General features: G+C 36.9%; 25 protein-coding genes, 1 tRNA gene and 1 other annotated feature. Of the genes, 9 read left to right on the top strand and 17 right to left on the bottom strand.

Annotation, left to right across the window (positions count from 1 at the left end; all coding sequences use genetic code 11):
• Positions 1–176: 176 nt before the first annotated feature.
• Positions 177–794: a nitroreductase family protein gene (locus IGK96_RS01955; RefSeq protein ID WP_002355466.1), complete on the bottom strand. Its 618-nt coding sequence runs from the start codon at positions 792–794 to the stop codon at positions 177–179.
• A gap of 111 nt (positions 795–905) precedes the next feature.
• Between IGK96_RS01955 and IGK96_RS01950 the strand changes: the two genes are divergently transcribed.
• Positions 906–1,253, top strand: a complete 348-nt coding sequence (locus tag IGK96_RS01950; protein ID WP_002355464.1) for a winged helix-turn-helix transcriptional regulator — start codon at positions 906–908, stop codon at positions 1,251–1,253.
• Between the two features lie 13 nt (positions 1,254–1,266).
• Here the strand turns inward: IGK96_RS01950 and IGK96_RS01945 are convergent, their stop codons facing one another.
• Positions 1,267–2,226, bottom strand: coding sequence for a GDP-mannose 4,6-dehydratase (locus IGK96_RS01945; RefSeq protein ID WP_086317634.1), 960 nt, complete (start codon positions 2,224–2,226; stop codon positions 1,267–1,269).
• Positions 2,227–2,249: 23 nt separating this feature from the next.
• A complete protein-coding gene (locus IGK96_RS01940) occupies positions 2,250–3,218 on the bottom strand; it encodes a TDT family transporter (protein ID WP_002355462.1) in 969 nt (322 codons plus the stop codon).
• A 141-nt stretch (positions 3,219–3,359) separates the two neighbouring features.
• Between IGK96_RS01940 and IGK96_RS01935 the strand changes: the two genes are divergently transcribed.
• A complete protein-coding gene (locus IGK96_RS01935; protein WP_002358639.1) occupies positions 3,360–4,187 on the top strand; it encodes a LysR family transcriptional regulator in 828 nt (275 codons plus the stop codon).
• A gap of 46 nt (positions 4,188–4,233) precedes the next feature.
• Here the strand turns inward: IGK96_RS01935 and IGK96_RS01930 are convergent, their stop codons facing one another.
• Together IGK96_RS01930 and IGK96_RS01925 are read right to left on the bottom strand one after the other, a co-directional pair.
• The gene (locus IGK96_RS01930; protein WP_010828524.1) at positions 4,234–4,644 is read right to left on the bottom strand and encodes a DUF4809 family protein; all 411 of its coding nucleotides are present in this window, start codon (positions 4,642–4,644) and stop codon (positions 4,234–4,236) included.
• A gap of 15 nt (positions 4,645–4,659) precedes the next feature.
• Positions 4,660–5,022 (bottom strand): DUF4809 family protein, encoded by a 363-nt coding sequence (locus tag IGK96_RS01925; RefSeq protein ID WP_002382941.1) that lies wholly within the window; start codon positions 5,020–5,022, stop codon positions 4,660–4,662.
• Positions 5,023–5,189: 167 nt separating this feature from the next.
• Here IGK96_RS01925 and IGK96_RS01920 point away from each other — a divergent pair, with 167 nt between their 5' ends.
• The 3 genes from IGK96_RS01920 (at position 5,190) to IGK96_RS01910 (ending at position 7,369) form a co-directional block, all read left to right on the top strand.
• Positions 5,190–6,143, top strand: a complete 954-nt coding sequence (locus IGK96_RS01920) for an L-lactate dehydrogenase (RefSeq protein WP_002358635.1) — start codon at positions 5,190–5,192, stop codon at positions 6,141–6,143.
• Between the two features lie 131 nt (positions 6,144–6,274).
• Positions 6,275–6,781 carry a phosphatidylglycerophosphatase A family protein gene (locus IGK96_RS01915; protein ID WP_002355457.1) on the top strand — a complete coding sequence of 169 codons (507 nt, stop codon included), beginning with the start codon at positions 6,275–6,277 and terminating at the stop codon, positions 6,779–6,781.
• 138 nt (positions 6,782–6,919) lie between these two features.
• Positions 6,920–7,369: a YehR family lipoprotein gene (locus IGK96_RS01910; RefSeq protein ID WP_002355456.1), complete on the top strand. Its 450-nt coding sequence runs from the start codon at positions 6,920–6,922 to the stop codon at positions 7,367–7,369.
• Positions 7,370–7,420: 51 nt separating this feature from the next.
• On the opposite strand, the gene IGK96_RS01905 is transcribed toward IGK96_RS01910, so the two are convergent.
• From IGK96_RS01905 to IGK96_RS01850, 12 genes are all read right to left on the bottom strand, one after another.
• Positions 7,421–8,338 carry a hypothetical protein gene (locus tag IGK96_RS01905; protein ID WP_071646555.1) on the bottom strand — a complete coding sequence of 306 codons (918 nt, stop codon included), beginning with the start codon at positions 8,336–8,338 and terminating at the stop codon, positions 7,421–7,423.
• Between the two features lie 355 nt (positions 8,339–8,693).
• On the bottom strand, positions 8,694–10,100 hold the full coding sequence (gene nhaC / locus IGK96_RS01900) for a Na+/H+ antiporter NhaC (RefSeq protein WP_071646554.1): 1,407 nt from the start codon (positions 10,098–10,100) through the stop codon (positions 8,694–8,696).
• Positions 10,101–10,224: 124 nt separating this feature from the next.
• Positions 10,225–11,643: a tyrosine-tyramine antiporter gene (tyrP, locus tag IGK96_RS01895; protein ID WP_002355453.1), complete on the bottom strand. Its 1,419-nt coding sequence runs from the start codon at positions 11,641–11,643 to the stop codon at positions 10,225–10,227.
• Positions 11,644–11,845: 202 nt separating this feature from the next.
• The gene (gene tdc, locus IGK96_RS01890) at positions 11,846–13,708 is read right to left on the bottom strand and encodes a tyrosine decarboxylase (RefSeq protein WP_002355450.1); all 1,863 of its coding nucleotides are present in this window, start codon (positions 13,706–13,708) and stop codon (positions 11,846–11,848) included.
• Positions 13,709–14,006: 298 nt separating this feature from the next.
• Positions 14,007–15,263 carry a tyrosine--tRNA ligase gene (gene tyrS / locus IGK96_RS01885; RefSeq protein WP_002355444.1) on the bottom strand — a complete coding sequence of 419 codons (1,257 nt, stop codon included), beginning with the start codon at positions 15,261–15,263 and terminating at the stop codon, positions 14,007–14,009.
• Positions 15,264–15,454: 191 nt separating this feature from the next.
• Positions 15,455–15,669 (bottom strand) — a binding site (T-box leader).
• A gap of 291 nt (positions 15,670–15,960) precedes the next feature.
• Positions 15,961–17,406: a cardiolipin synthase gene (cls, locus tag IGK96_RS01880; RefSeq protein ID WP_002355443.1), complete on the bottom strand. Its 1,446-nt coding sequence runs from the start codon at positions 17,404–17,406 to the stop codon at positions 15,961–15,963.
• A 166-nt stretch (positions 17,407–17,572) separates the two neighbouring features.
• A complete protein-coding gene (locus IGK96_RS01875) occupies positions 17,573–18,055 on the bottom strand; it encodes a VOC family protein (RefSeq protein ID WP_033624808.1) in 483 nt (160 codons plus the stop codon).
• Positions 18,056–18,077: 22 nt separating this feature from the next.
• The gene (locus IGK96_RS01870) at positions 18,078–18,953 is read right to left on the bottom strand and encodes an aldo/keto reductase (RefSeq protein ID WP_033921793.1); all 876 of its coding nucleotides are present in this window, start codon (positions 18,951–18,953) and stop codon (positions 18,078–18,080) included.
• Between the two features lie 278 nt (positions 18,954–19,231).
• Positions 19,232–19,305 (bottom strand) — tRNA-Lys (locus tag IGK96_RS01865).
• Positions 19,306–19,386: 81 nt separating this feature from the next.
• On the bottom strand, positions 19,387–19,524 hold the full coding sequence (locus tag IGK96_RS01860; RefSeq protein WP_002355364.1) for a hypothetical protein: 138 nt from the start codon (positions 19,522–19,524) through the stop codon (positions 19,387–19,389).
• 6 nt (positions 19,525–19,530) lie between these two features.
• Positions 19,531–21,681, bottom strand: a complete 2,151-nt coding sequence (feoB, locus tag IGK96_RS01855) for a ferrous iron transport protein B (RefSeq protein WP_002355363.1) — start codon at positions 21,679–21,681, stop codon at positions 19,531–19,533.
• Positions 21,678–22,151 carry a ferrous iron transport protein A gene (locus IGK96_RS01850; RefSeq protein ID WP_033597419.1) on the bottom strand — a complete coding sequence of 158 codons (474 nt, stop codon included), beginning with the start codon at positions 22,149–22,151 and terminating at the stop codon, positions 21,678–21,680. The genes feoB and IGK96_RS01850 overlap by 4 nt, the downstream gene beginning before the upstream one ends.
• A gap of 512 nt (positions 22,152–22,663) precedes the next feature.
• Between IGK96_RS01850 and IGK96_RS01845 the strand changes: the two genes are divergently transcribed.
• The 4 genes from IGK96_RS01845 to nrdF all read left to right on the top strand — a co-directional run bounded on the left by IGK96_RS01845 (position 22,664) and on the right by nrdF (position 26,573).
• Positions 22,664–22,888 carry a redoxin NrdH gene (locus tag IGK96_RS01845; protein WP_002355360.1) on the top strand — a complete coding sequence of 75 codons (225 nt, stop codon included), beginning with the start codon at positions 22,664–22,666 and terminating at the stop codon, positions 22,886–22,888.
• 1 nt (position 22,889) lies between these two features.
• Positions 22,890–23,267: a class Ib ribonucleoside-diphosphate reductase assembly flavoprotein NrdI gene (gene nrdI / locus IGK96_RS01840; protein WP_002355359.1), complete on the top strand. Its 378-nt coding sequence runs from the start codon at positions 22,890–22,892 to the stop codon at positions 23,265–23,267.
• Positions 23,248–25,407: a class 1b ribonucleoside-diphosphate reductase subunit alpha gene (nrdE, locus tag IGK96_RS01835; protein ID WP_010775548.1), complete on the top strand. Its 2,160-nt coding sequence runs from the start codon at positions 23,248–23,250 to the stop codon at positions 25,405–25,407. The genes nrdI and nrdE overlap by 20 nt, the downstream gene beginning before the upstream one ends.
• A gap of 200 nt (positions 25,408–25,607) precedes the next feature.
• Positions 25,608–26,573, top strand: a complete 966-nt coding sequence (gene nrdF, locus IGK96_RS01830) for a class 1b ribonucleoside-diphosphate reductase subunit beta (RefSeq protein WP_002355357.1) — start codon at positions 25,608–25,610, stop codon at positions 26,571–26,573.
• The last annotated feature ends 77 nt before the right edge of the window (positions 26,574–26,650 follow it).

The raw sequence follows: 26,650 nt of genomic DNA, 5'->3' as shown, positions 1-26,650 counted from the left end.
ACTTCTTTTTCTTCTAGTGTATCACTTTCTTTCAAAATTGGTTCACTAAACGTCTTCTCTGGCCATTCTCAAAAGCGGATGATCAACAAAAAAACGAACGTGGGACAACAATCACTTTGGATGTTTGTTCCACGCTCAAAATCTAATAAACAGCAGTTACAGAACTGTTTAGCTTTTTAGTCTAACCAAGTTACTACTTCTGAAACATCTCGTCGGACTGTTTCAAAGCCGGGTGTTTGAGCTTTACCAATCGGAATAATCAGTCCGTTCACTAAATGATCCTCAATATTAAATAACTTGCGAACAGCTTCCGTTTCAAACCCAGACATCGCCACTGTATCATAGCCTCGATCTTTTGCAGAAAGCATCAGCTGCATTGCAACTAAGCCTTGGTCTAACATTAGCCACTCTCTTTTTTGTTCTTCGCTAACATCATAGTACCAAGAAACATTTTCATTAATTCCTTGACGAATTTCTTCCGTCATCGTTCCTTGTGCGACAGCTTTAGCACTGATTTCATCTGCATTGGCCACTGTATAAGCAGTCAAATCACCTAATAAAATAATCACCGCCGCTGCCCCTTTAACTGCTGGTTGTTGCATCGAAACTTCGTAAAGGGCTTCTTTTTGTTCTTTTTCTGTGACAATTAAAAAACGCCATGAATTTAAATTGGTACTATTTGGCGCGAACATCGCTTCCTCAATTATGGCCATTAATTCCTCTTTTGGAATCTCAACATCTGGCATAAAATCCCGAACTGAGCGGCGGCTGCGAACAACATCTTGATACATCATATTTCTTCTTCCTTCCTCTTGCCTTACTTGACATAGTTATTATTACTCACTATGATGGAGAAAAAAAGTACGCACTTTTTATTCACCTAGGAAGAAAAAAGTAACCATTACGTGTCACAAGGAGAAACTATGACAACTGATAAACAAACCAGTATCAACTTAGCCCTTTCCACCATTAACGGCAAATGGAAATTATCATTAATGGATGAATTATTCCAAGGAACCAAGCGCAACGGTGAATTGATGCGTGCGCTCGACGGAATCACTCAGCGCGTCCTGACAGATCGCTTGAGAGAAATGGAAAAAGATGGCCTAGTCCATCGAGAATCCTTTAACGAACTGCCCCCTCGTGTGGAATATACGCTCACTCCGGAAGGATATGCTCTTTATGATGCCCTCTCTTCACTTTGCCATTGGGGCGAAACATTTGCACAAAAAAAGGCGAGACTTAACAAATAAGTCTCGTCTTTTTTTATCTATTTTGGGTATTATGGGTAAACTTAAGATATTTTTGAAGTCCTTCTTGAATTGAATAAACGGGTGAAAAACCTAAGCCTTTCAAAGCAGAACTATCTGAAAGAGAATATTTTATATCGCCATCTCGTTCCTTTTGATAAGAAACTGGCAAAGAAAGTCCCACTAATTGGTTCATTTCTTCAATTAATTGATTAAGGGAAATGGCAACTTCGGTACCCACATTATAAACATGTCCCAACGCTTCACTTTTGGTTGCTACTAAATCTAATGCAGTTAGGACATCCTCAATGTAGATAAAGTCACGTGTTTGCTGACCATCTCCAAATATTTGAAATTGGCTCGCTTGCCCTTGCTCTAATTGGATATAACGATCCATCAAAATGGACAGGACACCAGAATAGGGTGAAGCAGGATTTTGATTGGGACCATAGACGTTAAAGAAGCGAACTGCACTTGTGGGTACCCCATGTAAATGGTATTCATTGAGAACATAACGTTCAGCAGCAAACTTATCAATAGCATAGGGACTCAAAGGGCAAATCACCGAAGTTTCTCTTTTAGGCAACGTTGGCTCTGCACCGTAAACGGCTGCCGACGAAGCAAAAACAAAACGTTTGAGCTTTTTTTGATATTTTTTTATTGATTCCAGTATTTTCAATACACTTAAAAAATTGACCTCGTGGGTCTCTAGAGGCTGTGCCACAGAACTTGCCACGCTTGCCACAGCCGCAAGATGAAAGATGTACTCAAACGAATGCTTTGAAAGTACTTCGTCCAATAATTGCTGATCCGTCACACTTCCTTTAATAAAAACCAACTGCTCAGTTTGTTGCAAATTTGACACTCGCCCCATGGACAAATCATCAATCACAAAAACTTGATACTGTTGACTATAAAAATTAGCCAAATTAGAACCAATAAAGCCAGCTCCTCCAGTAATTAATAGTTTCTTCACCTCTTTGCTTCCTCTCTTTTTTTTTAATTTAATTCCACTTTTTTCGTGTTATTTTCTCTTTGGAATAAAAAAATGCAATATCGAATGAACACATAACTTACAATAGCCACAGCTAATAAAAGTTCAAAAGTAGACAAAATATTTAGCAGACTCGTTAGGCCTACCTTTTCTGCAAATAAAGGTTTAACTTTGACTAATGCTGTCGCAGAAATCACTAATGGGAATGTAAAGGCAGCATAACTTGGATAGAATGTCACTTGCATAATTTTATATAGATTCACAACTACAATCCCATAAATACATTGAGATAAAATTAGCAAGAAAACAACTAATGGCATATACAAATGACCACCCATTGAAATATAGCCAGCTAAACATAACGAACCTGGCGCTGTCATAATCGTCAATAAAGGAATGGTCGATTCAGGCATTTCTTTCGACTTCGTAATTCTCTTGATTAAAATTGGTAACAAGAGTAAATAAAAGAACAACGCTACCCAAAAAACAATTTTTCCCAACTCATTGATAAACAATTGAGAAGTATTAGGAATAACGCCAATGCCGACAAACGTAATAAACCAGCTTGGATAAATGTGTTCCAATTCGATTTTTGTTGGAAAAATATGCACCGCTACAAAATAAATCATTAAAATAAAATGTAAAATCACTGCGCCAATCCACAACACATTAATCCAAGCAGCATTGGTAAATATCCGATCTAAGAAAACACAGATAACCATTAAAGCCATTGTAAATGTTGGTGATACCGAAGCAATAATTGGATCATCTAAGGTGCTTAATGCATGTTTCATTGTAAAAATAATTTTTAAAATAACTAAAATCATTAAGAGACTGCCAAGTACACAATAAATGGTCCCAATTGTTGCATATCCCAAGGAATAAAGTAAATTCCCCAAAGAAACCATCCCTAAAATTAGTCCGCAAATGGGAATCGGGACTTTCCGCAAGAATTTTTTCGCACTTTCTACCATTATGTAGTCACACTCCGTCTTTATTTATTATTATTGATATTAATCAAAAGTATGTTATTATACTAAATGAAATATTTATATTTGTAAAATAAATATTTGCAATACCAACTATTAAGATAGTAAATAGAAAGAGGCGATTTTATGTTCGAATGGATCAAAACATTTATTGCTGTGTATGAAACCAAAAATTTTAGTGCGGCGGCCAAACAATTGTATATTTCTCAGCCAACTGTTTCTTTGCAAATCAAGAAATTAGAGCAACACTTTTCGATCAAGCTGTTCTATCGTAATGGAAAACAATCGGTTATTCCTACCAAAGAAGCTGATTTTTTATATCCAAAAATGCTCTCGATTATTGAAAGCTTAACTACTTCTTTTGCGCAAGCTGCAGAAAAAGAGAATTTTAAAGAAGACTGCATTATAGCCTCTTCAAATACAGTTGCTATTTATTTATTGCCAGATATTATGGAGAGTTTGGTTACCGCTTTTCCACTCATCAACTTTTCGATTCAACTGATGAATTCAAACGAAGTCGTGGATATGGTTCAAAATAATCATGCCCACATTGGACTAATTGAAAAACCCATTGAAACCAAAAATCTACACAAAGAAATTGTTTATGAAGATCAACTAGTTCTAGCAGGAGATGCCGCTTCAAAATTTTGGCTCTTAAGAGAAAAGAACTCTGGCTTACGTTTTTTCAATGAGCTTTATCTCAACGAACACAGCATCAACTTACCAATTATCGAATTAAACAACAACGAAGTCCTGTTACAATTGCTAAAAAATAACATTGGGCAATCAATTGTTTCTCGATTATCTATTTCCGATGAGATCCCTTGGCAACCAATTGATCAGTCCTTTGCTTCTCGAAAAATTTTCATTGTCCAGACCGATCACCATGCCAATACTTCCTTCTCTGAAGTTTATAACCGAATCGTTGAAAAAATTCGTGAACGACAAACCTAAAAAACAGGAGAACGACTTAGCTTTCGCTAAATCGTTTTCCTGTTTTTTATTCATCAGTTTCCTCTACCAATTCAAATTCAAAAGGTTCTAACTCAAATAGTTGGTGTAAAATTTGCTGGGTTTCTTGGAACACTTGTTGTGGCTCTTTAGACAAAAGAGTGCTTTGAATGGTCTGTTTTTTTGATTGAAAAAGAATTCTCGTTTCCTCTTCCTTGAATACAACTTGATGAGTTTCCCTTTCAAACACCGTATATTCTTCGAACATTTCCATAACTAATTTTTGACGAAACCCTTCTTTGAGTGCTAATAAAGTTACTAAATCTGCAACGGTTAGTGTTTCTAACGCAATTGTTTCATCTTCTACATGAACAAGATAATTCGTACACTTCACATTCGGACAGGCATTGCAGCCGCCATTAATCAAATCTGAGGTAGTTGTTATTTTCACCTGTTTCATCTTAATCCTTCTTTCCTACTTTTCGAGAAAAACACAAGGGGTCTCCTCAAAAATATTCAATAAAATATGATTGACTTCTTGAAAGACTTCTTCGTGATTCCGGCATTGTTTTTCCATTACTAAACGCAGATCATTCACAACAAAAGTCAACGTCGTCGCTTGTTGGGAAACATGTATACAACGGTTGCCTTTAACAAAACATTCTGTTTGTTCTTCAATGAATGGTTCTTTTTGATAGCCATATGCTGAAGCGACACATTCCAGGATTTCGTAGATTTCTATTTTTGGAAGTTCATAGCTAAAGCTACCGATAACTAGTTGAAAACAGTTCGGCTGTTTTTCATTATTGCTTGCATAATATACTGTTGTCGTTGTCATTTTGCCTCCTTATCTCCTCTATTTTCCTACTCTTATCATAACAAAAAAAGCACGCTTCCCTTATTTAAATTGTTAATAAAGACTATTACAGATTGGTATAACTACACCTAAAAAGTTCGTGATATAATTCACTAAGAAAGAAATATTACAGAAAGAAGAGATGAACGATGAAAGTATTTAACAAAAAAGTCGCAATTATTGGTACTGGTTTTGTTGGCACAAGTATTGCCTATTCCATGATCAACCAAGGGATTGCGAATGAATTAATCTTAGTTGATATTGACAAAGCCAAATCTGAAGGCGAAGCAATTGACTTATTAGATGGTGTGTCTTGGGGTCAAGAAAATGTAAACGTCTGGGCTGGCGACTATCAAGACTGCCAAGATGCCGATATCGTCGTGATTACAGCTGGCGCTAATCAAAAACCTGGGCAAAGTCGTCTAGATTTGGTTTCAATCAATGCAGAAATTATGAAAACAATTGTTAACAATATCATGAAATCTGGTTTTGATGGAATTTTAGTGATTGCCTCAAATCCTGTCGATGTACTGACTTATGTGGCTTGGCAAGCTTCTGGTTTACCTGTCTCAAGAGTAATTGGAACTGGTACAACTTTGGACACAACTCGTTTCCGCAAAGAACTGTCTCAACGTTTAGCGATTGATCCACGCAATGTTCACGGCTATATTATTGGCGAACACGGGGATTCTGAAGTGGCTGTTTGGTCTCATACCATGATTGGTACCAAACCTATTTTAGAAATTGTGGATACAACAGAGCGCTTAACTAGTGACGATTTACCAATCATTTCTGATAAAGTGAAAAATACAGCTTATGAAATTATCGATCGCAAACAAGCGACCTATTATGGGATTGGTATGAGTACTGCACGCATTGTTAAAGCCATTTTAAATAATGAACAAGCTATTTTACCTGTCTCAGCTTACTTAGATGGGCAATATGGGCAACAAGATGTATTTACAGGGATTCCTGCAGTCGTTGGCAATCAAGGTGTGACTGACATTATTGAATTGAATCTAAATGCCGCTGAAAAAGAACTCTTCCAAAAATCAGTGACACAATTAAAACAAGTGATGGCATCGTTACAACCGAACGCTTAGTAATTTTTAACTAAAAATAACACTTCAACTAAATTATTCTCTACCAAAATAGATTCTAATTCCCCTTTATCGTTCTTTTTGGTACCATGAAAGAAGAACTTCAACTAAAGCAGAAATTAGGAGGACAAAAAATGGTAATCCAAGGAGATACGTTAGAAAATAGCGCACGTCGTTTATTGCAAGAACGTGGCGTAACAATGAATGATTTAGCTGAACTTGTGTTATTTTTACAAAAAGATTATATTGACAATTTAACATTAGATACTTGTTTAGAAAGTGTTGATGCCGTGTTAACAAAGCGTGAAGTACACAACGCGATTATTACAGGTGTCCAACTGGATATTCTGGCAGAAGAAAACAAGCTACTCTCACCGTTACAAGAAATTTTAACGGAAGATGAAGGGCTTTATGGCATTGACGAAATTATGGCGCTCTCCATTGTAAATGTTTATGGATCTATCGGTTTTACGAACTATGGGTATATCGACAAGGTAAAACCAGGCATTTTAAAAGAGTTAAATGCGCATGATGGCGAACATGTCCACACATTCTTGGATGATATCGTGGGCGCAATTGCGGCTGCGGCTGCCAGTCGGTTGGCCCACTCACAACCAGATTTAAGTGATATTACTAAATAAAAAACTTGCCTCTTCTCATAAAAATGAAGAGGCAAGTTTTTTATTTGCTGGACTTCTCACAAGCTTTCTACTTAACAGTAATTATTTGGCGTGTTATGTTACAGTCAAGAATAAACAGCTAAAGGAGGTTATCTAGAAATGAAAAAATTTTTACGCGTATTTTTAATTTTTATTGGGGTATTCTTTCTTGCAAGTTGCGGTTCAAAAATAGAGACAAAAACCTTTGTAGGTTCGCCACAAGATGGGATTGATTCCACCTTAACCTATACGTACCAAGGAGATAAAGTCTTAACGCAAACGGCTAAAAACATTGTTTCTTATGACAAATTGGGGATTACAAAAGAAGAGGCAAAAACAGCGTTGGAACCCGTTTCTAAACAATATGAGGACATCAAAGGGCTTGATTACAAACTGACCTATGAGGACAAACAAGCCATCGAAAAATTGACGATTAATTATGAAAAACTTGATTATGATAAAGCAAAAAAAGTGGATGGTATCCAGATTGATGGAGATTCTTCTAAGGGAATCAGCATGAAGAAAAGCCAAGAATTGGTGGAGTCACAAGGTTATACAGAACAAAAATAATAAAAGAAAGCGTGCGACAATGGGCATTGTTGCACGCTTTCTTTTGATTATTTAAATCGATGTTGCCATCTTCACTGCTTGAATTGGGTCAAAATGATGGACAGAGTAAACGACTGTACCGGCTTGCCAAACTACTGAGTTTCGATTATAGTCAGTGGTTCCTGCCACGTTCAGTGTGATTTGACCAACGGTATTCGGTGCTGGTAATGTTTCTTGTTCCAAAATGTTGACAACATTTTTCGCTAAATCATCAGGCGATTCACCATTGATATTTGAGGCCCGTACGACTAAACTCCAATTGCCTTCTTGCCAAGATAAGTAACTAGAACCTGCCGCCCCTTGTTTATAACCAGTGATATTGTAACCTAAATCTACTGGTTGACCGCCATTGTCAATGATTTGGTTCACTGCATTTTTTGCTTCGGCATCAGAGCCATATGTTTTTTTCTCAAAAGAACTAATTGGCGTTAACTGATTAACACGTGCATCATTCACTGGAATCGCTTCTTTTTCTGCATAATATAAAACACGGAAATTGTTTTGATCCGCTTGTGAAGTTGTCGCTGCAGTTAAAAAGTTATTCGTTTGACTCGTTAAAATTGCCTGCGGTAAGCCTTGACCAGGAAACATGTTTGCTAGCTGGTTAAGCACTTGGTTGGCTTGGTCATCTGGATTCGCATTTTTCGCTGGTGATTGCTTCTCTGCTGAGCCATTATTTGTCGCTTCCTTCGTAGAAGAAGCTGTTGCTTTCGAATCAGCTGTTGTTGTTCCTGACGATTTCGCATCACTAGATTTTGTTGCTGCTTTGCTACTTGATTCTTTTGTAGCAGATGCTTTTGTGCTCTCGACTGTGGTACTTTCCGCAGCACTGGAACGACTATCCGTATTTTCTGTACTTTTTCCGCCGCCGCATGCTGCTAAAGCAAGGGTTAAAAGAAAAGTACTAGAAATAAGCCCTATCTTTTTCATAAGAATTCCTCCTTGTTTTCCCTACCCTTATTGTACCTTAATCATGTGTATCCGTCACTTGTTTGTGTTTCGTTCTAGTTGGTTTAAATAACAGAAAGTGGACGGTAGGATTCGAACCTACACCTCAACATTGAGCAAGAATAAACTACTGTTAGTCTCTATGAGTTTAACACCACGTTCATCCACCTATTTGATTGATCCTTTGTATCATAACTTAGAATAATTAAATTGCCTTTAAGGAGCTTCAAAGATTATATGAAGAATTGTAAAAAATCTGTGACGAAAAAACGATTGAACCAATCAGCAGAGACACTGAGGTTCAATCGTAACCAATTGTTTAATTATCTGAAAAAACTCACAATTCAACGTTAGTCCCTGGTGCTTTTTTGTTTTCCCCTTGTTGTTTTTTTAAGAATATCCCCAGAATGACGGTAATAATAGGGCAAAGCAATGGGAAAAAGGCATACGGTAAGTATTCTAGTGCACCAACTTTTAACGTTCCCATAATGAAGGTACCACTAACTCCCCAAGGAATTAACGAGTTGACTGCCGCCCCAGCATCTGCCAAAGTACGAGTTAAATATTTTTTATCAATACCTAAACGAGTAAATGAGGATTTAAATGTTTCCCCTGGTAAAATAATTGACAAATATTGTTCGCCAACTAGTAAGTTAATTCCCACAGAACTTAAGGCAGTTAAAGCGATTAATTTGGCTGGATTATTCACATAGCCTTTAATTTTATCAATTAAAGTAGCCACGATGTTAAACTTAATCAACAAGCCGCCTAAACCTAATGCCAAAATAATCAACGCAGCAGAACCTAACATGCTTTCAATCCCACCACGAGATAAAAGTGTATCAATACTTTGATCCCCTGTATCTGCCACATAACCACTCATTAAGATGGTAGAAACTTTCGCTAAACTTAGGTGATGATCATTTATAAAAGCTAAGATGACCGCCACTGTAGAGCCGACTAGTAACGTTGGAATAGCCGGTACCTTTTTCCAGGCGAATAAGAATAAAACCGCTACTGGCAACAATGTAATCGGTGAAATCCAGAACCCTTGATGTAACGTTTGGACCATTGCATCAACCGATTTTAAATCCGCCGAACCAGATTGATGTCCCAAGAAGATATAGCCGACAATCGAAATAATAAACGCCGGAATAACAGTGTACATCATGTTTAGTATATGTTCAAAAAGGTTCACGCCACCAATTCCAGCAGCTAAGTTTGTTGTATCAGATAACGGTGAAATGTTGTTCCCTAAAAAGGCACCTGAAACAACTGCGCCAGCTGTCATCGCATTGTCAAATCCAAGAATATGTCCAATACCTAGAAAGGCAATCCCCATAGTTGAAACAGTCGTAAAGGAGCTCCCTACCGTCACACCAACTAGTGCACAGACCACAAAAACGGTTGGTAAGAAGAACTTCACTGAGATAATTTTAAAACCATAGACCATAATTGTTGGAATCGTCCCAGATAAGATCCAAGTAGCAACTAAGACACCTATCAGCAAGAAAATAATAATCGGAATGATCCCTGGTTTAATCCCTTCCACAATACCTTCGTGGATTTCATCCCAAGAAAATCCTTTCCATTTGCCATAAAGCAACAACAACATGAATACAAAAAGAATCGGTATGTGAGGGGTTAATTTTTGACCAATAATTAAGTACCCGAGAATCGCTAACAAGGCAATCAAAATGCCTAAACTTTCAGCGAACGAAACAGTGGGTTTCGTTGATTTCATATGAAAACCTCCTTTTATGGAAAGCGAAAACTGAAGCAATAATCGAACTTGCTTCAGTTTCCAAACGACAATTTACTATAGTCATCAGGTGAAGAGGCACTCAGCAAAATAATTGCTAGCCTTTTTATTCACCTAAATCTTCTTTTACTTCCGTTGCCCAACTTGCTTTTTTAAAGCGATTAATGATTAACGGAATCACAAACATAACAATAGTGATTAATGCAACTAAGACTGCATCAGTCACGGTTGTTGTACCTAATGTGGCGAAAATAACAATGATAACACTAAAAATTAACATTGCTGCCACTAAATAAGCTAAGCCATTACCTTTTTTACCAATTCGGTAAGGACGTAGTGTATCTGGTTGAGATTTACGTAATTTAATTAGGGAAATCGCAATCAATACATACACAATACTATAAATAATTGTTGTTGCATTTGTTAAAGTTAAGAATACAGCGTTGACATCATCCATTACCCCATAAAGTAAAGCGAATAATGAGATAACTACAGATTGTGTTAACACAACGTTACGAGAAACGCCATATTTATTTTCGCGATGGAAACCAAATTTTGGTGGCAATAAGCCATCACGAGCAACTTGAATAATTGTTTTTGATGGTCCAGTAACCCAAGCAGATAATTGTAATAACACACCTAAGAAGACCATGAAACTAAAGATATTACCAATAATTGTTGGTAAACCTAAAACGTCACAATAAAGCAAAATTGGTTGTGTAATGTTAGACAATTCCATTTTGCCATTTGGAACAATATTAGCAACAAACATTGCATTAATAACGTTTAATAAAACTAAACCAATTAATGAAATGAAAACGCCTTTTGTATAATTTTTTGTTGCATCTTTCAAACGAGGAATATAAACAGAAGACATTTCAATCCCAACAAAGATAAACGCAATCCCTGCTAGATATTTAAATGTGTCCATATTTTCTAAGTTTGGTAAAACTTTTGACCAAGAGAAGGCACCTAAATAGCCGCCAGGTGTTAAGCCTACTTTAATCATTGAAAGAAGACCTAAAACAAACATAACTAATACTGGGATGTAAACACCTAGCCAAACACCAATATTTCCGCCAACTTTCGCCATGTCAAATTTCAAGTTTAAGATTGTAATAATCCAGTAAATCACTAAGATACAACCTAATACGAACCAATGATTTTCACCTAAATGAACATTACCAAATGTATTACCTAGCAAAGGGCCTAATGTAGAAGCAACCATTACCATTCCTGGGAACATTTGCACCCATAGTAACCAAGCGACAACAAAACCCCATTTGCTACCTAAGGCAGTTTTAACCCAAAGTTGAGGGCCACCTTCTTGAGGAAGCATCGTAGATAATTCACCAGATATCAATGCGATTGGACCAGCAAAGAATAAGACCGCGAAAATTGTGTAAGAAATTAATGTCCAACCAACAGCAGCAAGTGTTGGGATACTACGTACAGTTGCACACAATGCCATTGTTAAACCGATAAAAGTACCTAATTCAATTTTTTTAACTTGTTGTTTATCCAATTTTGTACACTCCTTATAAGATTTTGGATAAGGAGCATGAATGACTGTTATACGCTGAGTAAAACAGTCATTCGACTGCCTCTTACCCAGACAAAGAATTGGTTAAGAGGTTAGCCGTCTGGTTGATTTATCTATTGAATAAATCAACCAGACCAACGTTCCCTCGTTCGGTTACCATTTCTTTTTTCCGTTTAAGATTCAATTATTTTACGTCGTAAATTTGTTCTAATTTTTCTTGTAAAGCAGCTTGAATCTTAGGAGCGTAAACATCAAATTCTTCTTTATCGTTCATGTATGGAGTCATTACAGCAGCACGTAACACAGTTACTTTACCTGCACGGTTCCATTCTTCGTCACTAAATCCTAAGCTGTTTACAAATTTTAATGGGCTGTTGCCATAATCTGGAATAGCAAAGTCAGTATGTGAAGTAATGAATTCGTTGTTGTAAATATTTCCTTTAACGTATGATGCATAGTCATATACATCATGGTTTAATTTGTTCATTGCTACTAAATCATCGTTGCCTTTTTCTTTAAACACATAGTCAACCATGTTGAAGTCTGGATGAGTTAATGTGTGGACTTCGATTTCTTTGTCGCCAACTTTGAATGTTAAATCATTCAAGAAGTTATAGAAATGATGTGATCCTTCAATTGAAGCACCAATTAATTTACCATAACCTGCAACGTTTAAAGGTAAAACGTGATGTGCAGCCCATACAGAAGCAGCTGTTGCACCAGCTTTTGAACCTTCAAGGATATAAGCACCTAGTAATGCAGGAATATCGGCACCTTTTTCAAATACGTAAGTTGCGAAGTAAGAAATAACGTCGCGCATACGGATATCTTGGATAACGATACCACCAGCTGAATAAGGGATATAACCCATTTTATGAGGGTCAATTGTTACTGATTCTGCTAATTCGATTGCTTTATATGCATCATACACTTCTCTTGAAATGTGTTCTTTTTTCTCTTTGAAGACACCGTATTCTTCATGAACATCTTGTAAATCTTCGTAAGGGATGAAGTTGTTGTCTTCGTCTAAGAAGATGGCACGTCCATAACCACCATAAGCAGCATCCACGTGTACATAATAGTAAATACCGTCTTTCATTAATTCATCGCGTAAAGCAATAATTTTATCGATTGAGTCAACGGCACCTTCTTCAGTAGAACCAACTACACCGACAACACCTAGCACTGGAATTTGTTCTTCTGCTAAGCCACGAACGATTTTTTCTAATTCGTTGATATCCATACGGTAGTTATGGTCAACTGGTACTGGGATAACTTGATCTAAACCGATACCGATAATATCAGCAGCTTTTAACCAAGAATAGTGTTTAGTTTGTGGGACTAACCATTTACCGATTGCTTGTAAATGTTTACCTGAACGAGCTGAATGAGCTTTGATTTCATCAATTTCATCTTCAGCTGATTCTAATAAGTCCATAATTTCTTTTGTTGGCATGTTCAATAGTTCCCAATCTGATTTGCCAGCAACTAATTCTGGTTTTACTTCTTTCATAGCAAATGGTAATGATTTAATGTTACGGGCATACCATAAGCCTTCTAAGTTAGCTAAAGAACCATCAGCAACGATGTGTCCCCAACCATTTTTGTAGCTCATTAAGTGAGCAAATTCATGTCCTACTTCTTCTTCCATTTGAGAAGTTGCTGGAGAAGATTCATAGGCAACGTTGTTCCCGTTCCATAGCATTGCAAAGTTGTAAGCTAATAGAGAAGGCATTAATGTTTCTGAGTTCATATGTCCCCAATATCTACCTGCTGTATGCCATGGAACTGAATGTGTACGCATGCGAGAAGAGATTTCATTCAATACATCTTTCATATGGTTGACAGTTTTTTCGTAGCTTTCAGATGTGCGTTCTTGAGAAGAGATAACTGGCATGTCTTGTGGCATGTAGTTTTGACGCCATCCTAAATGTTCATCTACTAAGTCGATCAACAAGTCTTTATATAATTGTCCGTTTTCGGCTTTGTCCCCAATGAATAGTGCATTAAGGTTCATTTCGCCTTTTGCTAATTTTTCGTTTTTCATACGAAAATTCCTCCTTACAAATTTTAATGAATTAGATTTTGCATTCACAACTTACACCCAAACGGCTAAAGTGTAAAGAAGAAAAATAACAATGGTTATCATAGCTCTTTAATTTTATAATTTTTTCACAAGGTGTCTTGTCAGAACCATTATATAAAAAAATAAGAGTGGGATTGTGTGTACAATCCCACTCTTATTAGGTGTATTAACGGTTTCACCACTACCTGTAAGGAGAAATAGAATTTTAACTTTGATCAAATAATCACACGTCTTCTCTTCGTGAAATTATTATCAATTTCTAATCCATTACTTTTGCTAAAAAGTAATTTTTCTTCCCTTTCCGTACAACAACGAATTTTCCATCGAAATGTTGTGTTGGATCGACTGCAAAATCTAAATCGGTAACTCGGTCACCGTTAATACTTATAGCTCCTCCGCTCACATCTTCGCGAGCTTGACGTTTTGATGGTTCGATTTCTGTGTCAACTAACCAATCTACGATGTTTTTAGCATCTTTGGTAATTTCAACAGTTGGCACATGTTCTAACCCTTGCTCGATTTCCTCAATCGTTAAGTCTTTAATATTGCCTGAGAAAAGAGCTTCTGAAATTTTTTGCGCTTCTTCTAATGCTGCATCATCGTGAACAAATCGTGTCACTTCTTCAGCTAAGCGTCTTTGTGCTTCACGTTTACCTGGTTCTTTTTCAACTTTTTCAGCTAACGCATCGATTTCTTCTTTATCTAAGAAAGTAAAGAATTTCAAGTATTTGATGACATCACGATCATCTTGGTTTAACCAGAATTGGTAGAATTCAAATGGTGAGGTTTTCTTAGGATCTAACCAGATAGCGCCACCCGCTGTTTTCCCAAATTTTGTACCATCTGCTTTTAGCATTAAAGGAATGGTTAACCCGAATACTTTGGCTTCTGGTCCTTCTTTTTTACGAATCAAATCTAATCCTGCAGTGATATTGCCCCATTGATCAGCGCCACCAATCTGCAATTGAATATTATGTTTTTTATGCAATGTGTAAAAGTCAATTGATTGAAGAATTTGGTATGTGAATTCTGTAAAGGAAATGCCACTTTCTAAACGACTAGCGACAATGTCTTTTGCCAACATCGTGTTGACATTAAAGTTTTTCCCGTAATCTCTTAAAAAATCTAATAAAGATAGTTCTGATAACCAATCGTAGTTGTTCACCATTGTTACCTCAGCATCTTTACCAAATAATTTTTTCATTTGATTTGAAAGACTGTCCACATTATGTTGCACAGCTTCCATCGTTTGTAAAACACGTTCAGTTGTTCGTCCACTTGGGTCACCAATTGTTCCAGTTCCGCCACCAATTAAAATGTATGGGTGATGACCTGCTAATTGGAATCGTTTCATCATCATAAAAGGAATTAAATGTCCAATATGCATGCTATCTCCAGTTGGATCGACACCGCAATATAGCGAAATGCTCGTATTTTCTGTAAGTTCTCTTAATCCTTCTTCGTTTGTTTGTTGATTGATTGCATCACGCCATGCTAGCTCGTCAATGATATTCATGTTATCACCCTCCATATTTATAATTATCTCTTTATAGGAAATCGTTCATTTAAAGAAATAAACGATTAACACACTTGTTTTTACACGATATCCCGTGTTTATTTCTATGTATACACGGGTTCACGAAATTTTCTTTGGTCTGCCACGTATTCAAAAAAAGAATACAAAAAATCCCTAAGCCGTCGAAACGACTTAGGGACGAATTTCTCGTGGTACCACCCAAATTTATACATAGTTTAATTTATTTAAAATACTATATACCTCTTAACAAATAACGCTGTTACCCGTGCCCTGTAGGCAGAAGCTCAAGAATGTAATTCGATAAATAACGTGTACTAGTTTCCAGCGCCACTAGCTTTCTGTAACAGTGGTTATTTCTCTACTGCTTTTCTGTCATTGCTTTGTATTTAACTTGTACATGTAGCATATTCCTTTTCGTTTTTTTTGTCAACACTCTTTGCTTAATTTTTTTTACTTTTATAAAAGATGTCCCTTTTTCGCAAAAATAAAATAACAAATTTACAATAAGATTTATTTGTTTTAACAGCAACTAAAGATAAAAAAATAACGAAAAAATTTAAAAAATATTCTTTAAAATTTTTTTGACTTTTTTTGTGATTTTCTATACTTTTATAGAATTCCCGAAGAAAAATGACGAACTTCTGATCCGAAGTTCGTCATTTTGTGAAAAACAGTTTTAAAGAATTGGTGAAAATAATCGTGAAATTTGTTGTTTAAAAATCAACCATTTGGACATGTCGCGAACAACTTCTGGAGTCATTGTTGTACATTTTTTTCGATCTTCTAAGAAAATTGCTTCTAATTGATCAATGATTTTTTTATCATATAACACAGCATTTGCTTCAAAGTTTAATTTGTAACTTCGGATATCTTGATTGGCTGAACCTACTGTGCAGACTTCATCATCCATAATCATTGTTTTCGCATGTAAGAAACCACCGTTATAAATTAAAATTTCAATATTTTCTTTCATCAACAAGCGGCCGTAATACTGTGTTGCTCGATAAATAAACGGATGGTCGGGCTTATCTGGAATCATAATTTTAACATCTACTCCTGAAGCCGCAGCAACCTTTAAAGCAGCCAAGACACTATCATCAGGAACTAAATACGGCGTTTGAATCCAGACTCTTTTCTTGGCAGAAGTAATCAATTTAATAAAGGCCAATTTAATTTGTTCACGGTCACTGTTAGGACCACTGGCAATCATCTGAATGGATGTATTTGCCTCTGGCACCAATGCTTCAAGTTTAAAGAAATAATCCAATTGATACGCCACACGATTTTTCTCGGGGGAAGAGACGTTCCAATCCATTAAAAAACGCATTTGCAGTAATGAGGCTGCTGGCCCTTGAATCCGTAAATGTGTATCCCGCCAATAGCCAAACTTTTTAGTCGTTCCGGCATATTGATCGGCAACATTAAAGCCGCCAATGTAGCCTACTTTTCCGTCAATAACAACAATTTTCCGGTGATCATGATAATTCAAACGAAACTTCAAAAGTGCTTTTTGAGAAGTAATAAACGTTTGGACAAAACCACCGTTTTTTTTCAATTCATTCAAATGATGAACCTTGGTGCCCTTTGAGCCAAAGGCATCGTAAAGCAACCGCACTTCAACCCCTTCAGCCGCCTTTTCTTCTAATAAGTTCAAAATTTTGGTGCCGATATGATCCGTTACAAAGGCATAATATTCAATATGAATGGAGTGCTGAGCTTTTTTTATGTCCGCCATCAACGCATTGAATTTTTCCGTACCATCCGTAAAAATTTGAACATCATTTTTCTTAGTCAGAGGCATCCTATTCAACGAGGAAAAAAAGTCTGTAAACTGTTGTTGCTCCTCCGTCGGCATCTTTTGACTATAAAGTTCAAAACTTTCTTCTTGGAAATTCTGAAAATTCTCTAATTCCCGCAAATCACTTTGTTGCAAATAAAATTTCTTTTTGTCGGTTAAACCGCGCCCAAAGAATAAATATAAGAAAAAACCAAAAACGGGTAGAGCAATCAGTACGAGTAGCCATGCCCAAATTGCTGCTACATCTCGAGGTTTTAACAAAATGGTAATTCCCGCAATAATTGCATTAATAAAATAAATAACTGTTAAGACGCTAAGAATCAATTGTCTTCCTCCTTTATTTGTTACGTTTTAGTATACCATCAATTACGGATTTGGAATATCTTTTCTTTAGCGACTTCTGTCTCAAAAAATAAAAAGAGCCCCCATTCTAGTTAGTGATACTAGAATGCGGGGGGGCTTTTTGATGTTTGTTTGAAAGTCTTTTAACTTAATTTCGTGTAAATGGACCTTTAGGAGCAATCAATTCTAAATTTGTACCATCTGGATCGGTAAAGTAAGCGACACCTGTACCAAAACCGCTCTTCAAGCCATCTTCTTCTTGGAATGTAATCGGCTCTCCATCAGGTTCTACGCCAATCGCTCTTAAACGTGCAACAGCTGCATCAATATCTTCCACTTCGAAACACATATGCATTGCACTAATTTGTTCGTTGGAATAAGAAGCTTTTTCTGAGTTTGGTTTAACATATTCTAATAAATCAATATTGATGTTTTCTAGATGCACATTGGCATACTTGATTAATGTATCATCTAACCCTTGTGTTTGGGCCATCCGTTTTCCACCAATTTCATCACGATTTGCGATTTTTGTTCCTGTTAATGCTTCATAAAACTTTACTGATTCATCCAAATTACTGACTGTAATCCCCACGTGGTTGACTACTGAAAAACCTTTAACTGCTTCACTCATTGTATCTCCTCCTAGTTAATTTTTAGAAATCAAACGTGTCTGGATCTGGTCCCACACGTAACGATTCATTCAATTGGTTAATTTGTGCCATTTCTTCTGCACTTAGTTCAAAATCAAAGACCGCTGCATTGCTAATCATCCGTTCTTTGTGGACAGATTTCACGGCTAATAAGATATCTTGTTGAATATCCCAACGTAAAATCACTTGCGCTGCTGATTTATTATGGTTCTCAGCAATCGCCAAAATGGTTTCATTCGATAATAATTGGCCTTGCATCAATGGTGACCAAGCTTGGACTTTGATATCATGTTTTTCACAGAAATCACGCACTTCTTTTTGATCCAATTTTGGATGTAGTTCCACTTGGTTAATTACCGGAACAACTTTTGCATAAGAAAGTAAATCTTCTAAATGATGAACTTGGAAGTTGCTGACACCAATTGCTTTCACTTTTCCTTCAGCATATAAAGTTTCTAAAGCTTGCCATGATTCTTTGTAAGAATTATTTCCTGGCCAATGAATTAAATACAAATCTAAATAATCTAAACCTAAACGTTCCAAACTATCATTGAAAGCTTGAATTGTTTCATCATAGGAAATATGCGCGTTCCAAACTTTCGAGGTAACAAATAAGTCCTCACGGTTCAAACCAGTTACCGCTAAGCCTGCTTTAATTCCCGCTCCTGTGCCAGATTCATTGCCATAGATTTGCGCTGTATCGATTAAACGATAACCATTGATAATCCCTTCTTCGACCACTTTTGCTGTCTCTTCATCTGGTATTTGGAATACCCCGAGACCCATTCCTGGAATTTTAGTGCCGTTGTTTAATGTTACTGTATCTGCTAGTGATGTAATCATTTGATTCGCTCCTTTAACGTTTTCTGATATCATCATATACCGTGCCGTACATGCTGTATAGTACGTACTTTTTCGTTTCATAGGAACCAAAAAGTGCGCTTTTTGTTAAATTCGCTTTTTTAGCCTGAAAAATTTTTAACTTTTTTTATATAACGTACTTTCTCGCTCTTCTAAGCGTAGCATTCTTTAACCGATTTAACTAGTGTATCTCTCACGACACACGACATTTTATGTAAAAAAAGAGAACGCGTACTCCGTCTTCGAAACGTCCTAAGACGCCGACAGAATACCGTTCTCGTGGGTTTGGCACCCAATGGGGGCATAGGGATTCGAACCCTAGACCCTCTGATTAAGAGTCAGATGCTCTAACCAACTGAGCTATGCCCCCGTTGTATAAAATAGCTTTTCAGCTACCTCAATATTGTAGCACTCCGCTATTATTTATACAAGAGGGAATTTTTTTCAGTTGTTATTCTTGTGAAGATTGTTCTTTTTTTACAGGACAAGCTGTTTGACAATCTTCACAACTTTCCCCTTTTTTGATTCGTCGATAGGTGATGATTCCTGCTGTTCCAAAAATTAAAATGGATAAAATAATTGTTGCCATCCGTTATTACCCTCTTTCTAAAGAAGTGATTGCTTGGACACTTTCTTTGCCTGGCTTTGGTTTTCTTATAAGGAAATAAAATCCAGCTAAAACAACACCCATCGCTAAAAAAGTCCCCAGAGTTAGTGTGCCTTTTTCGACTAACACATGGCCCAATTGATAAATCACAAAACTAACCATATAAGCCAAACCGCATTGATAACCAATGGCTCCTAATGTCCATTTGAGGTCTCCCATTTCACGACGAATTGCGCCAATTGCAGCAAAACAAGGTGCACATAATAAGTTAAAAGTTAAGAACGAATAGGCCGCGACTGGCGTAAAGGTGTGTTGCAGTGCGCCCCAGACTTCTACCCCGTTTTCAGAAACATCTTTCACATTGCCAAATAAAATGCCTAAGGTACCAATAATATTTTCTTTCGCTATCAATCCTGTAATTGTGGCAACTGCCCCTTGCCAATTACCCCAGCCTAATGGGATAAATAGCACCGCCAACCCTTTTCCTAGAAATGCTAGAATACTTTGACTTTCTGGAACGGGTTGAAACGTCACAGAATAATGGGACATGAACCAAATGAGAATACTGGAAACAAAAATAATCGTACCTGCTTTTTTTACAAATGAGCGACATCGTTCATAGGCATGCCGAACCACACTTCTAAGCTGTGGCAAATGATAGGCGGGAAGTTCCATAATGAATGGTGCTGGATCTCCCGAAAAATGCTTGGTCTTTTTTAAAGCAATTCCTGATAACACAATGGAAGCAACCCCTAAGAAATAAGCAGAGGGCGAGACCCAACTTTGGTTAGGAAAAAATGCACCTGCAATCAGAGCGATAATTGGCAACTTCGCCGAACACGGCATAAAAGTCGTGACCATAATAGTCATTCGCCGATCGCGTTCGTTTTCAATCGTTCGACTAGCCATCACGCCTGGGACCCCACAACCTGTCGCAATTAACATTGGAATAAACGACTTACCAGATAGGCCGAATTTCCGAAACAAGCGATCCATGACAAAGGCAATCCGTGCCATATAGCCACAATCTTCTAAAAAACCTAAACATAAAAACAGGACGGCCAGTTGTGGTAAAAAGCCTAACACAGCCCCAACACCTGCAATGATCCCATCTAAAATTAAACTTTGCATCCATGGCGCTACTTGCCATTGCGCCAACCAATTTCCCACAAATTGAGGAACCCATTCCCCAAAAAAGACATCGTTTAACCAGTCTGTCCCCATTGTACCAACCGTTTGAATAGACAAGTAATAGACCAACCACATCACAAACGCAAAGATTGGCAACGCCAACCACCGATTGGTTACCACTCGGTCAATCTTATCACTGTGAGTAAATGTCATTTCTGTTTTTTTCGTCGCACACAAAGCAATTAATCGAGCAATAAAGGCATAGCGTTCATTAATGATAATGGCTTCACTTTCATCTTGAAAGATTTTTTCGGTAATTTGTATGACTTCTTCAATTTCTTTTTCTTGAAAAGAACTCAATAATAATTGCTCTTTGGTTCGAACATCTCGTTCAAAAAGTTTTAAACTATACCAACGCTGTTGCGTTTCAGGAACAGTATTTCCTAAAATATCAACAATTTCAGCAAGTGCTGCTTCTAAGCGATTATCATAAGAAGGATAAATAACCTCTGTCTCTATGGCATTCGCTCGCTGCTTACTTTGTTTTAAAGCATGATCCAACCCACGATTCTTCAAAGCACTAATCTCAACGACAGGCACGCCTAAGCCATAACTTAACTTTTCACTATTCAATGTTTGGCCGTTTTTTTCCAACAAATCCATCATATTTAACGCACAAACAACCGGTAATCCAGTTTCAATTAATTGTGTTGTTAAATAAAGATTCCGTTCCAAATTGGTCACATCGAGAATATTCAAAATCACTGAAGGTTGGTCCTCCAAAAGATAATCTCGTGCCACAATTTCTTCAGGCGTATAAGGAGAAAGAGAGTAAATCCCTGGCAAATCTTGAATAATGAGTGTCTTATCTTTCTTTGCCACCCCCTCTTTGCGTTCCACAGTCACCCCTGGCCAGTTTCCAACATATTGGTTGGCTCCTGTTAACATATTGAACGTTGTCGTTTTACCGCTATTAGGGTTGCCGGCTAGTGCAATTTGCTGAGTCATTCGCTTTCCTCCTTTTCAACCAAGATTAGTTCCGCTTCACTTTTTCGTAACGTTAGTTCGTAGCCACGTACATTGATTTCAATTGGATCAGCTAAAGGAGCTACTTTACGAATAAAAATTACTGTTCCTTTTGTTAAGCCCATGTCCATCAACCGACGTTTCACCGCTCCTTGTCCGTGGATCCCTACTGTTGTAGCGCGTTCTCCAACTTTCAAGGTATCCAAGGAGACCCAAACTTTCTCATTCACCGAGCGCTCCTCCACATGAATCGCTTGTAAAATCGTATCTGTCAGCGCAATTCGACTATTATGTAATAAAACAATACCATTTTGATTCTGATAATTGACAAGGACAACTGCTTGGCCTGCAACGACACCTAAATTGTTCAGATGTTTCTTTGTCTGAACATCTGCTTGGACGCTTTCGACTGTATAGACTTTACCAACTTCTGCCTGCGCTAACGTAATCATTTACTTTCCTCCATGTGAAAAAGTTTCAAACGAAAATGAGAATCGTTCTCAATTAAAAGAATACGCTTGCTTACACGGAAAGTCAATGAATTTCTGGATGTATCTCCTGTTTTCTTCTATTTTCCTTCTATATAGAGACACTTTTTTCAGGTTACCATTTTTGAAAAAAGTCAGCTCTTGTTTTTTATGTTACTAGCTACTATAAAATTCCACTCATTCAATAACAAATCCGCTTATTTTTTCTTCTTGTGCCTAACTCAAATGTCAACACAATATTTAGTGTTTTTTCACTAAATGTTCTCTTTCAAAATTTTAATTTTTTTGTTTGTCAAACACTGACCAATGTGTTTTTTCTCCCAAAAACGAGGATTCACGTGTTTTCATTTTTCTTTCAAAAACACAAAAACTAGTATTATGAGAAAAACGCACCACAATATATAGTGTTAAAGTGTTGACTTTTTTCTACATAGATTTATACTAGTCTATGTAGAAAAAAAGAGGAGGAACTTTCAATGAACGTAAAAATCTTTTCAAAAAATAACTGTATCCAATGTAAAATGGCGAAACGTTTCCTAAGTGAAAATAACATCGCTTTTGAAGAAATCAATATCGACGCACAACCAGATGCTATCGACTGGTTAAAAGAACAAGGGTTCCAAAGCGTACCGGTAATCACATCTGAAGCAACAACCGTTGTTGGCTTCCGTCCAGACCAATTAAAACAATTGGCTAGCTAAGATGAAACTTGTTTATTTTTCAGTCACCGGTCAAACAAGGCGCTTTATTAAAAAATTGGATTTGCCTGCTTATGAACTTGAGCCAGCGAATCCTTTTTTTGAAATAAATGAGCCTTTTATTCTTGTCATTCCTACCTATGATGCAGAAATTACAGAGGTAGTGAATGACTTTCTTGATTATAAAAGTAACCAAGAACTGTTAGTTGGTGTAGCTGGTGGGGGCAACCGTAATTTTGCTGAATTATTTGTCTATACCGCCAAAGATATTGCCCGCGATTACCACGTTCCGCTTCTATACTCCTTTGAGTTTAGCGGAACAGACGAAGACGTGGAGACCTTTAAGAAAGTAGTGGAAGAAATTGAGTCTAAAAGAAATTAAAGATGTCAGCTATTTCAAACTGAATAACGAGATTAACCGTCCTGTTGATGGTCAAATCCCTTTAAATAAAGATAAAGAAGCACTCGCAGCCTTCTTTAAAGAAAATGTAGAACCGAATACACGTAAATTCAGCTCTGCTGAAGAAAAAATCAACTTTTTAATGAAAGAAGATTTTATTGAAACTGAATTCATCGAAAAATATTCAATGGACTTTATTGAAAAATTATATGCTTTCTTAGATGAACAACATTTCCAATTCAAGTCTTTCATGGCGGCTTATAAATTTTATTCTCAATACGCTTTAAAGAACAACGCCGGAACAGAGTATTTAGAAACATATGAAGATCGGGTTGCCTTTAATGCCTTGTATTTTGCGGATGGCGATGAAGAGTTGGCTTTAACATTGGCGGATGAAATGATCCATCAACGGTATCAACCAGCCACACCTTCTTTCTTAAACGCTGGGCGTAAACGTCGAGGTGAATTGGTTTCTTGTTTCTTAGTTCAAGTAACAGATGATATGAACAGCATTGGGCGTTCAATTAATTCTGCCCTTCAATTATCACGAATCGGCGGTGGCGTAGGGATTACTCTTTCCAACTTACGTGAAGCGGGCGCACCAATCAAAGGTTACGATGGCGCAGCAAGTGGTGTTGTCCCTGTTATGAAATTATTTGAAGATAGCTTTAGCTACTCTAACCAACTAGGTCAACGTCAAGGTGCTGGTGTGGTCTATCTAAATGTCTTCCATCCAGATATTGAAATGTTCCTATCTGCTAAAAAAGAAAACGCTGATGAAAAAATCCGTGTAAAAACGTTGTCTCTGGGTGTTATTGTTCCTGATAAATTTTACGAATTAACACGTAACAACGAAGATATGTATTTATTTAGTCCTTATAGTGTGGAACGCGAATATGGTGTGCCTTATTCCTATGTAGATATCACCAAAGAATATGATAACCTAGTGGCCAATCCAAACATACGTAAACGTAAAATTAAAGCCCGTGACTTAGAAAATGAAATTTCTAAATTACAACAAGAATCTGGCTATCCTTATATCATCAATATTGATACAGCTAACAAAAACAATCCGATTGATGGCAAGATTATCATGAGTAACTTATGTTCTGAAATTCTTCAAGTTCAAACGCCTTCTGTTATTAATGGGAAACAAGAATATGAAGTTTTAGGAACAGATATTAGTTGTAACTTAGGTTCAACTAACATTGTTAATTTAATGGAAAGTCCTGACTTTGGAAAATCTGTCCGCGCTATGACGCGTGCGTTAACTTTTGTAACAGATGCTTCTGAAATTGATGTCGTACCAACTATCCAAAATGGAAATCGTTTAAGCCATACAATCGGGCTAGGCGCAATGGGCTTACACACCTTCTTCGCTAAAAATCATATGGAATACGGCTCTGAAGAATCATTAGACTTTACAGACATTTATTTCATGTTATTAAATTACTGGACTTTAATGGAAAGTAACCAAATTGCGAGAGAACGTAACCAAGTCTTCCACAATTTTGAAAAATCAGATTATGCTTCTGGTGCTTACTTCGATAAATATATTGAAGGCAACTTTACACCAAAATTTGATAAAGTGAAAGAAATTTTTAAAGACATTCAGATTCCAACGGCTGAAGATTGGGCTGCGTTACGCGATGCTGTGAAAAAAGATGGTCTTTATCATCAAAATCGTTTAGCCGTAGCGCCAAATGGTTCAATTTCATATATTAATGATACTAGTGCCAGCATTCATCCAATTACTCGCATGATTGAAGAACGTCAAGAGAAGAAAATTGGTAAGATTTACTATCCAGCGCCTTATTTAGCTAATGATACAATCCCTTACTATACTTCTGCTTACGACATGGATATGCGCAAAGTGATTGATGTCTACGCAACAGCGCAACAACACGTTGATCAGGGAATGAGTTTAACCTTGTTTATGCGTTCAGAAATCCCTGAAGGCTTGTATGAATGGAAAGAAACACCAAAACAAACAACCCGTGACTTGAACATTTTACGTCATTATGCGTTCAACAAAGGGATTAAATCAATTTACTATATTCGTACATTTACAGATGATGCTGAAGAAATTGGCAGCAATCAATGTGAGTCTTGCGTGATTTAATGAAAAGCACTTAAATAAGGCGTTCTGCTTGAGCGTCTTATTTTTTAGGAATGTTCTCTTTTTAAACAGGACATTTTCAGATATACTGGACAAAGAAGAACGGCTGCACGCTCCTATTTGGACTCTGTAGAACGTTTTAAGCGAAGAAACGAGACAACTAGTCAAACAGACTGCTGTCCCAGCATACAGGAGGAATAACCATGGCAACGTATTATGAAGCAATTAACTGGAACGCCATTGAAGACGTCATTGATAAATCCACTTGGGAAAAATTAACCGAACAATTTTGGTTAGATACACGGATTCCGTTATCCAATGACTTAGATGATTGGCGGACTCTTTCCGATTTAGAAAAAACTACTGTCGGCTACGTTTTCGGCGGTTTAACTTTATTAGATACTGTTCAATCAGAAAGCGGCATGGATCAACTGAGAAATGATGTGCGGACGCCCCATGAAGAAGCCGTCTTAAATAACATCCAATTCATGGAATCTGTCCATGCCAAAAGTTATTCTTCTATCTTCAGTACATTAAATACAAAAAAAGAGATTGATGATATTTTTGAGTGGACAAATACCAACAAACATCTGCAATATAAAGCAGAACGGATTAACGAAATTTATAAAAACGGCACTCCATTAGAGAAAAAAATTGCTAGTGTATTTTTAGAAACGTTTTTATTCTATTCTGGGTTCTACACTCCCCTTTACTATTTAGGAAACAATAAACTAGCGAACGTCGCTGAAATTATTAAATTGATTATCCGTGATGAATCAGTGCACGGCACGTATATTGGCTATAAATTCCAATTAGGATTTAATGAATTACCAGAAGATGAGCAAGATAAACTAAAAGACTGGATGTATAATTTACTTTACGAATTGTACGAAAACGAAGAACGTTATACAGAAGAATTATATGATGACTTAGGTTGGACCGAAGAAGTAAAAACCTTTTTACGTTACAACGCCAACAAAGCTTTAATGAACTTAGGTATGGATCCCTTATTTGCGGATACAGCCAATGATGTGAACCCGATTGTAATGAATGGTATTTCGACAGGAACTAGCAACCATGACTTCTTCTCTCAAGTAGGAAATGGCTATTTACTAGGAACAGTTGAAGCCATGAAAGATGATGACTATCTTTACGGTTTAGATAAATAGCAAAAAGCTAGAAACGATTAACGTTTCTAGCTTTTTATTTTACCAACTTCCTGAGGCGCCGCCACCGCCGAATGAGC

Source organism: Enterococcus sp. DIV0682, from assembly GCF_051712685.1.
Taxonomy (GTDB): Bacteria; Bacillota; Bacilli; order Lactobacillales; family Enterococcaceae; genus Enterococcus; species Enterococcus faecalis.
This window is presented reverse-complemented; position numbering and strand designations above follow the sequence as displayed.

Coding starts and splice junctions, on each gene's coding strand:
- IGK96_RS01905 (WP_071646555.1), bottom strand. CDS start 8,338: ATGAAAAAGATAGGGCTTATTTCTAGTACTTTTCTTTTAACCCTTGCT.
- feoB (WP_002355363.1), bottom strand. CDS start 21,681: ATGACTCAGCAAATTGCACTAGCCGGCAACCCTAATAGCGGTAAAACG.
- IGK96_RS01930 (WP_010828524.1), bottom strand. CDS start 4,644: ATGAAACAGGTGAAAATAACAACTACCTCAGATTTGATTAATGGCGGC.
- IGK96_RS01845 (WP_002355360.1), top strand. CDS start 22,664: ATGAACGTAAAAATCTTTTCAAAAAATAACTGTATCCAATGTAAAATG.
- IGK96_RS01850 (WP_033597419.1), bottom strand. CDS start 22,151: ATGATTACGTTAGCGCAGGCAGAAGTTGGTAAAGTCTATACAGTCGAA.
- nrdI (WP_002355359.1), top strand. CDS start 22,890: ATGAAACTTGTTTATTTTTCAGTCACCGGTCAAACAAGGCGCTTTATT.
- IGK96_RS01935 (WP_002358639.1), top strand. CDS start 3,360: ATGTTCGAATGGATCAAAACATTTATTGCTGTGTATGAAACCAAAAAT.
- IGK96_RS01925 (WP_002382941.1), bottom strand. CDS start 5,022: ATGACAACGACAACAGTATATTATGCAAGCAATAATGAAAAACAGCCG.
- nhaC (WP_071646554.1), bottom strand. CDS start 10,100: ATGAAATCAACGAAACCCACTGTTTCGTTCGCTGAAAGTTTAGGCATT.
- IGK96_RS01955 (WP_002355466.1), bottom strand. CDS start 794: ATGATGTATCAAGATGTTGTTCGCAGCCGCCGCTCAGTTCGGGATTTT.
- nrdF (WP_002355357.1), top strand. CDS start 25,608: ATGGCAACGTATTATGAAGCAATTAACTGGAACGCCATTGAAGACGTC.
- IGK96_RS01875 (WP_033624808.1), bottom strand. CDS start 18,055: ATGAGTGAAGCAGTTAAAGGTTTTTCAGTAGTCAACCACGTGGGGATT.
- IGK96_RS01915 (WP_002355457.1), top strand. CDS start 6,275: ATGGTAATCCAAGGAGATACGTTAGAAAATAGCGCACGTCGTTTATTG.
- IGK96_RS01860 (WP_002355364.1), bottom strand. CDS start 19,524: ATGGCAACAATTATTTTATCCATTTTAATTTTTGGAACAGCAGGAATC.
- tdc (WP_002355450.1), bottom strand. CDS start 13,708: ATGAAAAACGAAAAATTAGCAAAAGGCGAAATGAACCTTAATGCACTA.
- IGK96_RS01920 (WP_002358635.1), top strand. CDS start 5,190: ATGAAAGTATTTAACAAAAAAGTCGCAATTATTGGTACTGGTTTTGTT.
- tyrS (WP_002355444.1), bottom strand. CDS start 15,263: ATGAATATCATTGACGAGCTAGCATGGCGTGATGCAATCAATCAACAA.
- IGK96_RS01910 (WP_002355456.1), top strand. CDS start 6,920: ATGAAAAAATTTTTACGCGTATTTTTAATTTTTATTGGGGTATTCTTT.
- IGK96_RS01870 (WP_033921793.1), bottom strand. CDS start 18,953: ATGATGATATCAGAAAACGTTAAAGGAGCGAATCAAATGATTACATCA.
- IGK96_RS01940 (WP_002355462.1), bottom strand. CDS start 3,218: ATGGTAGAAAGTGCGAAAAAATTCTTGCGGAAAGTCCCGATTCCCATT.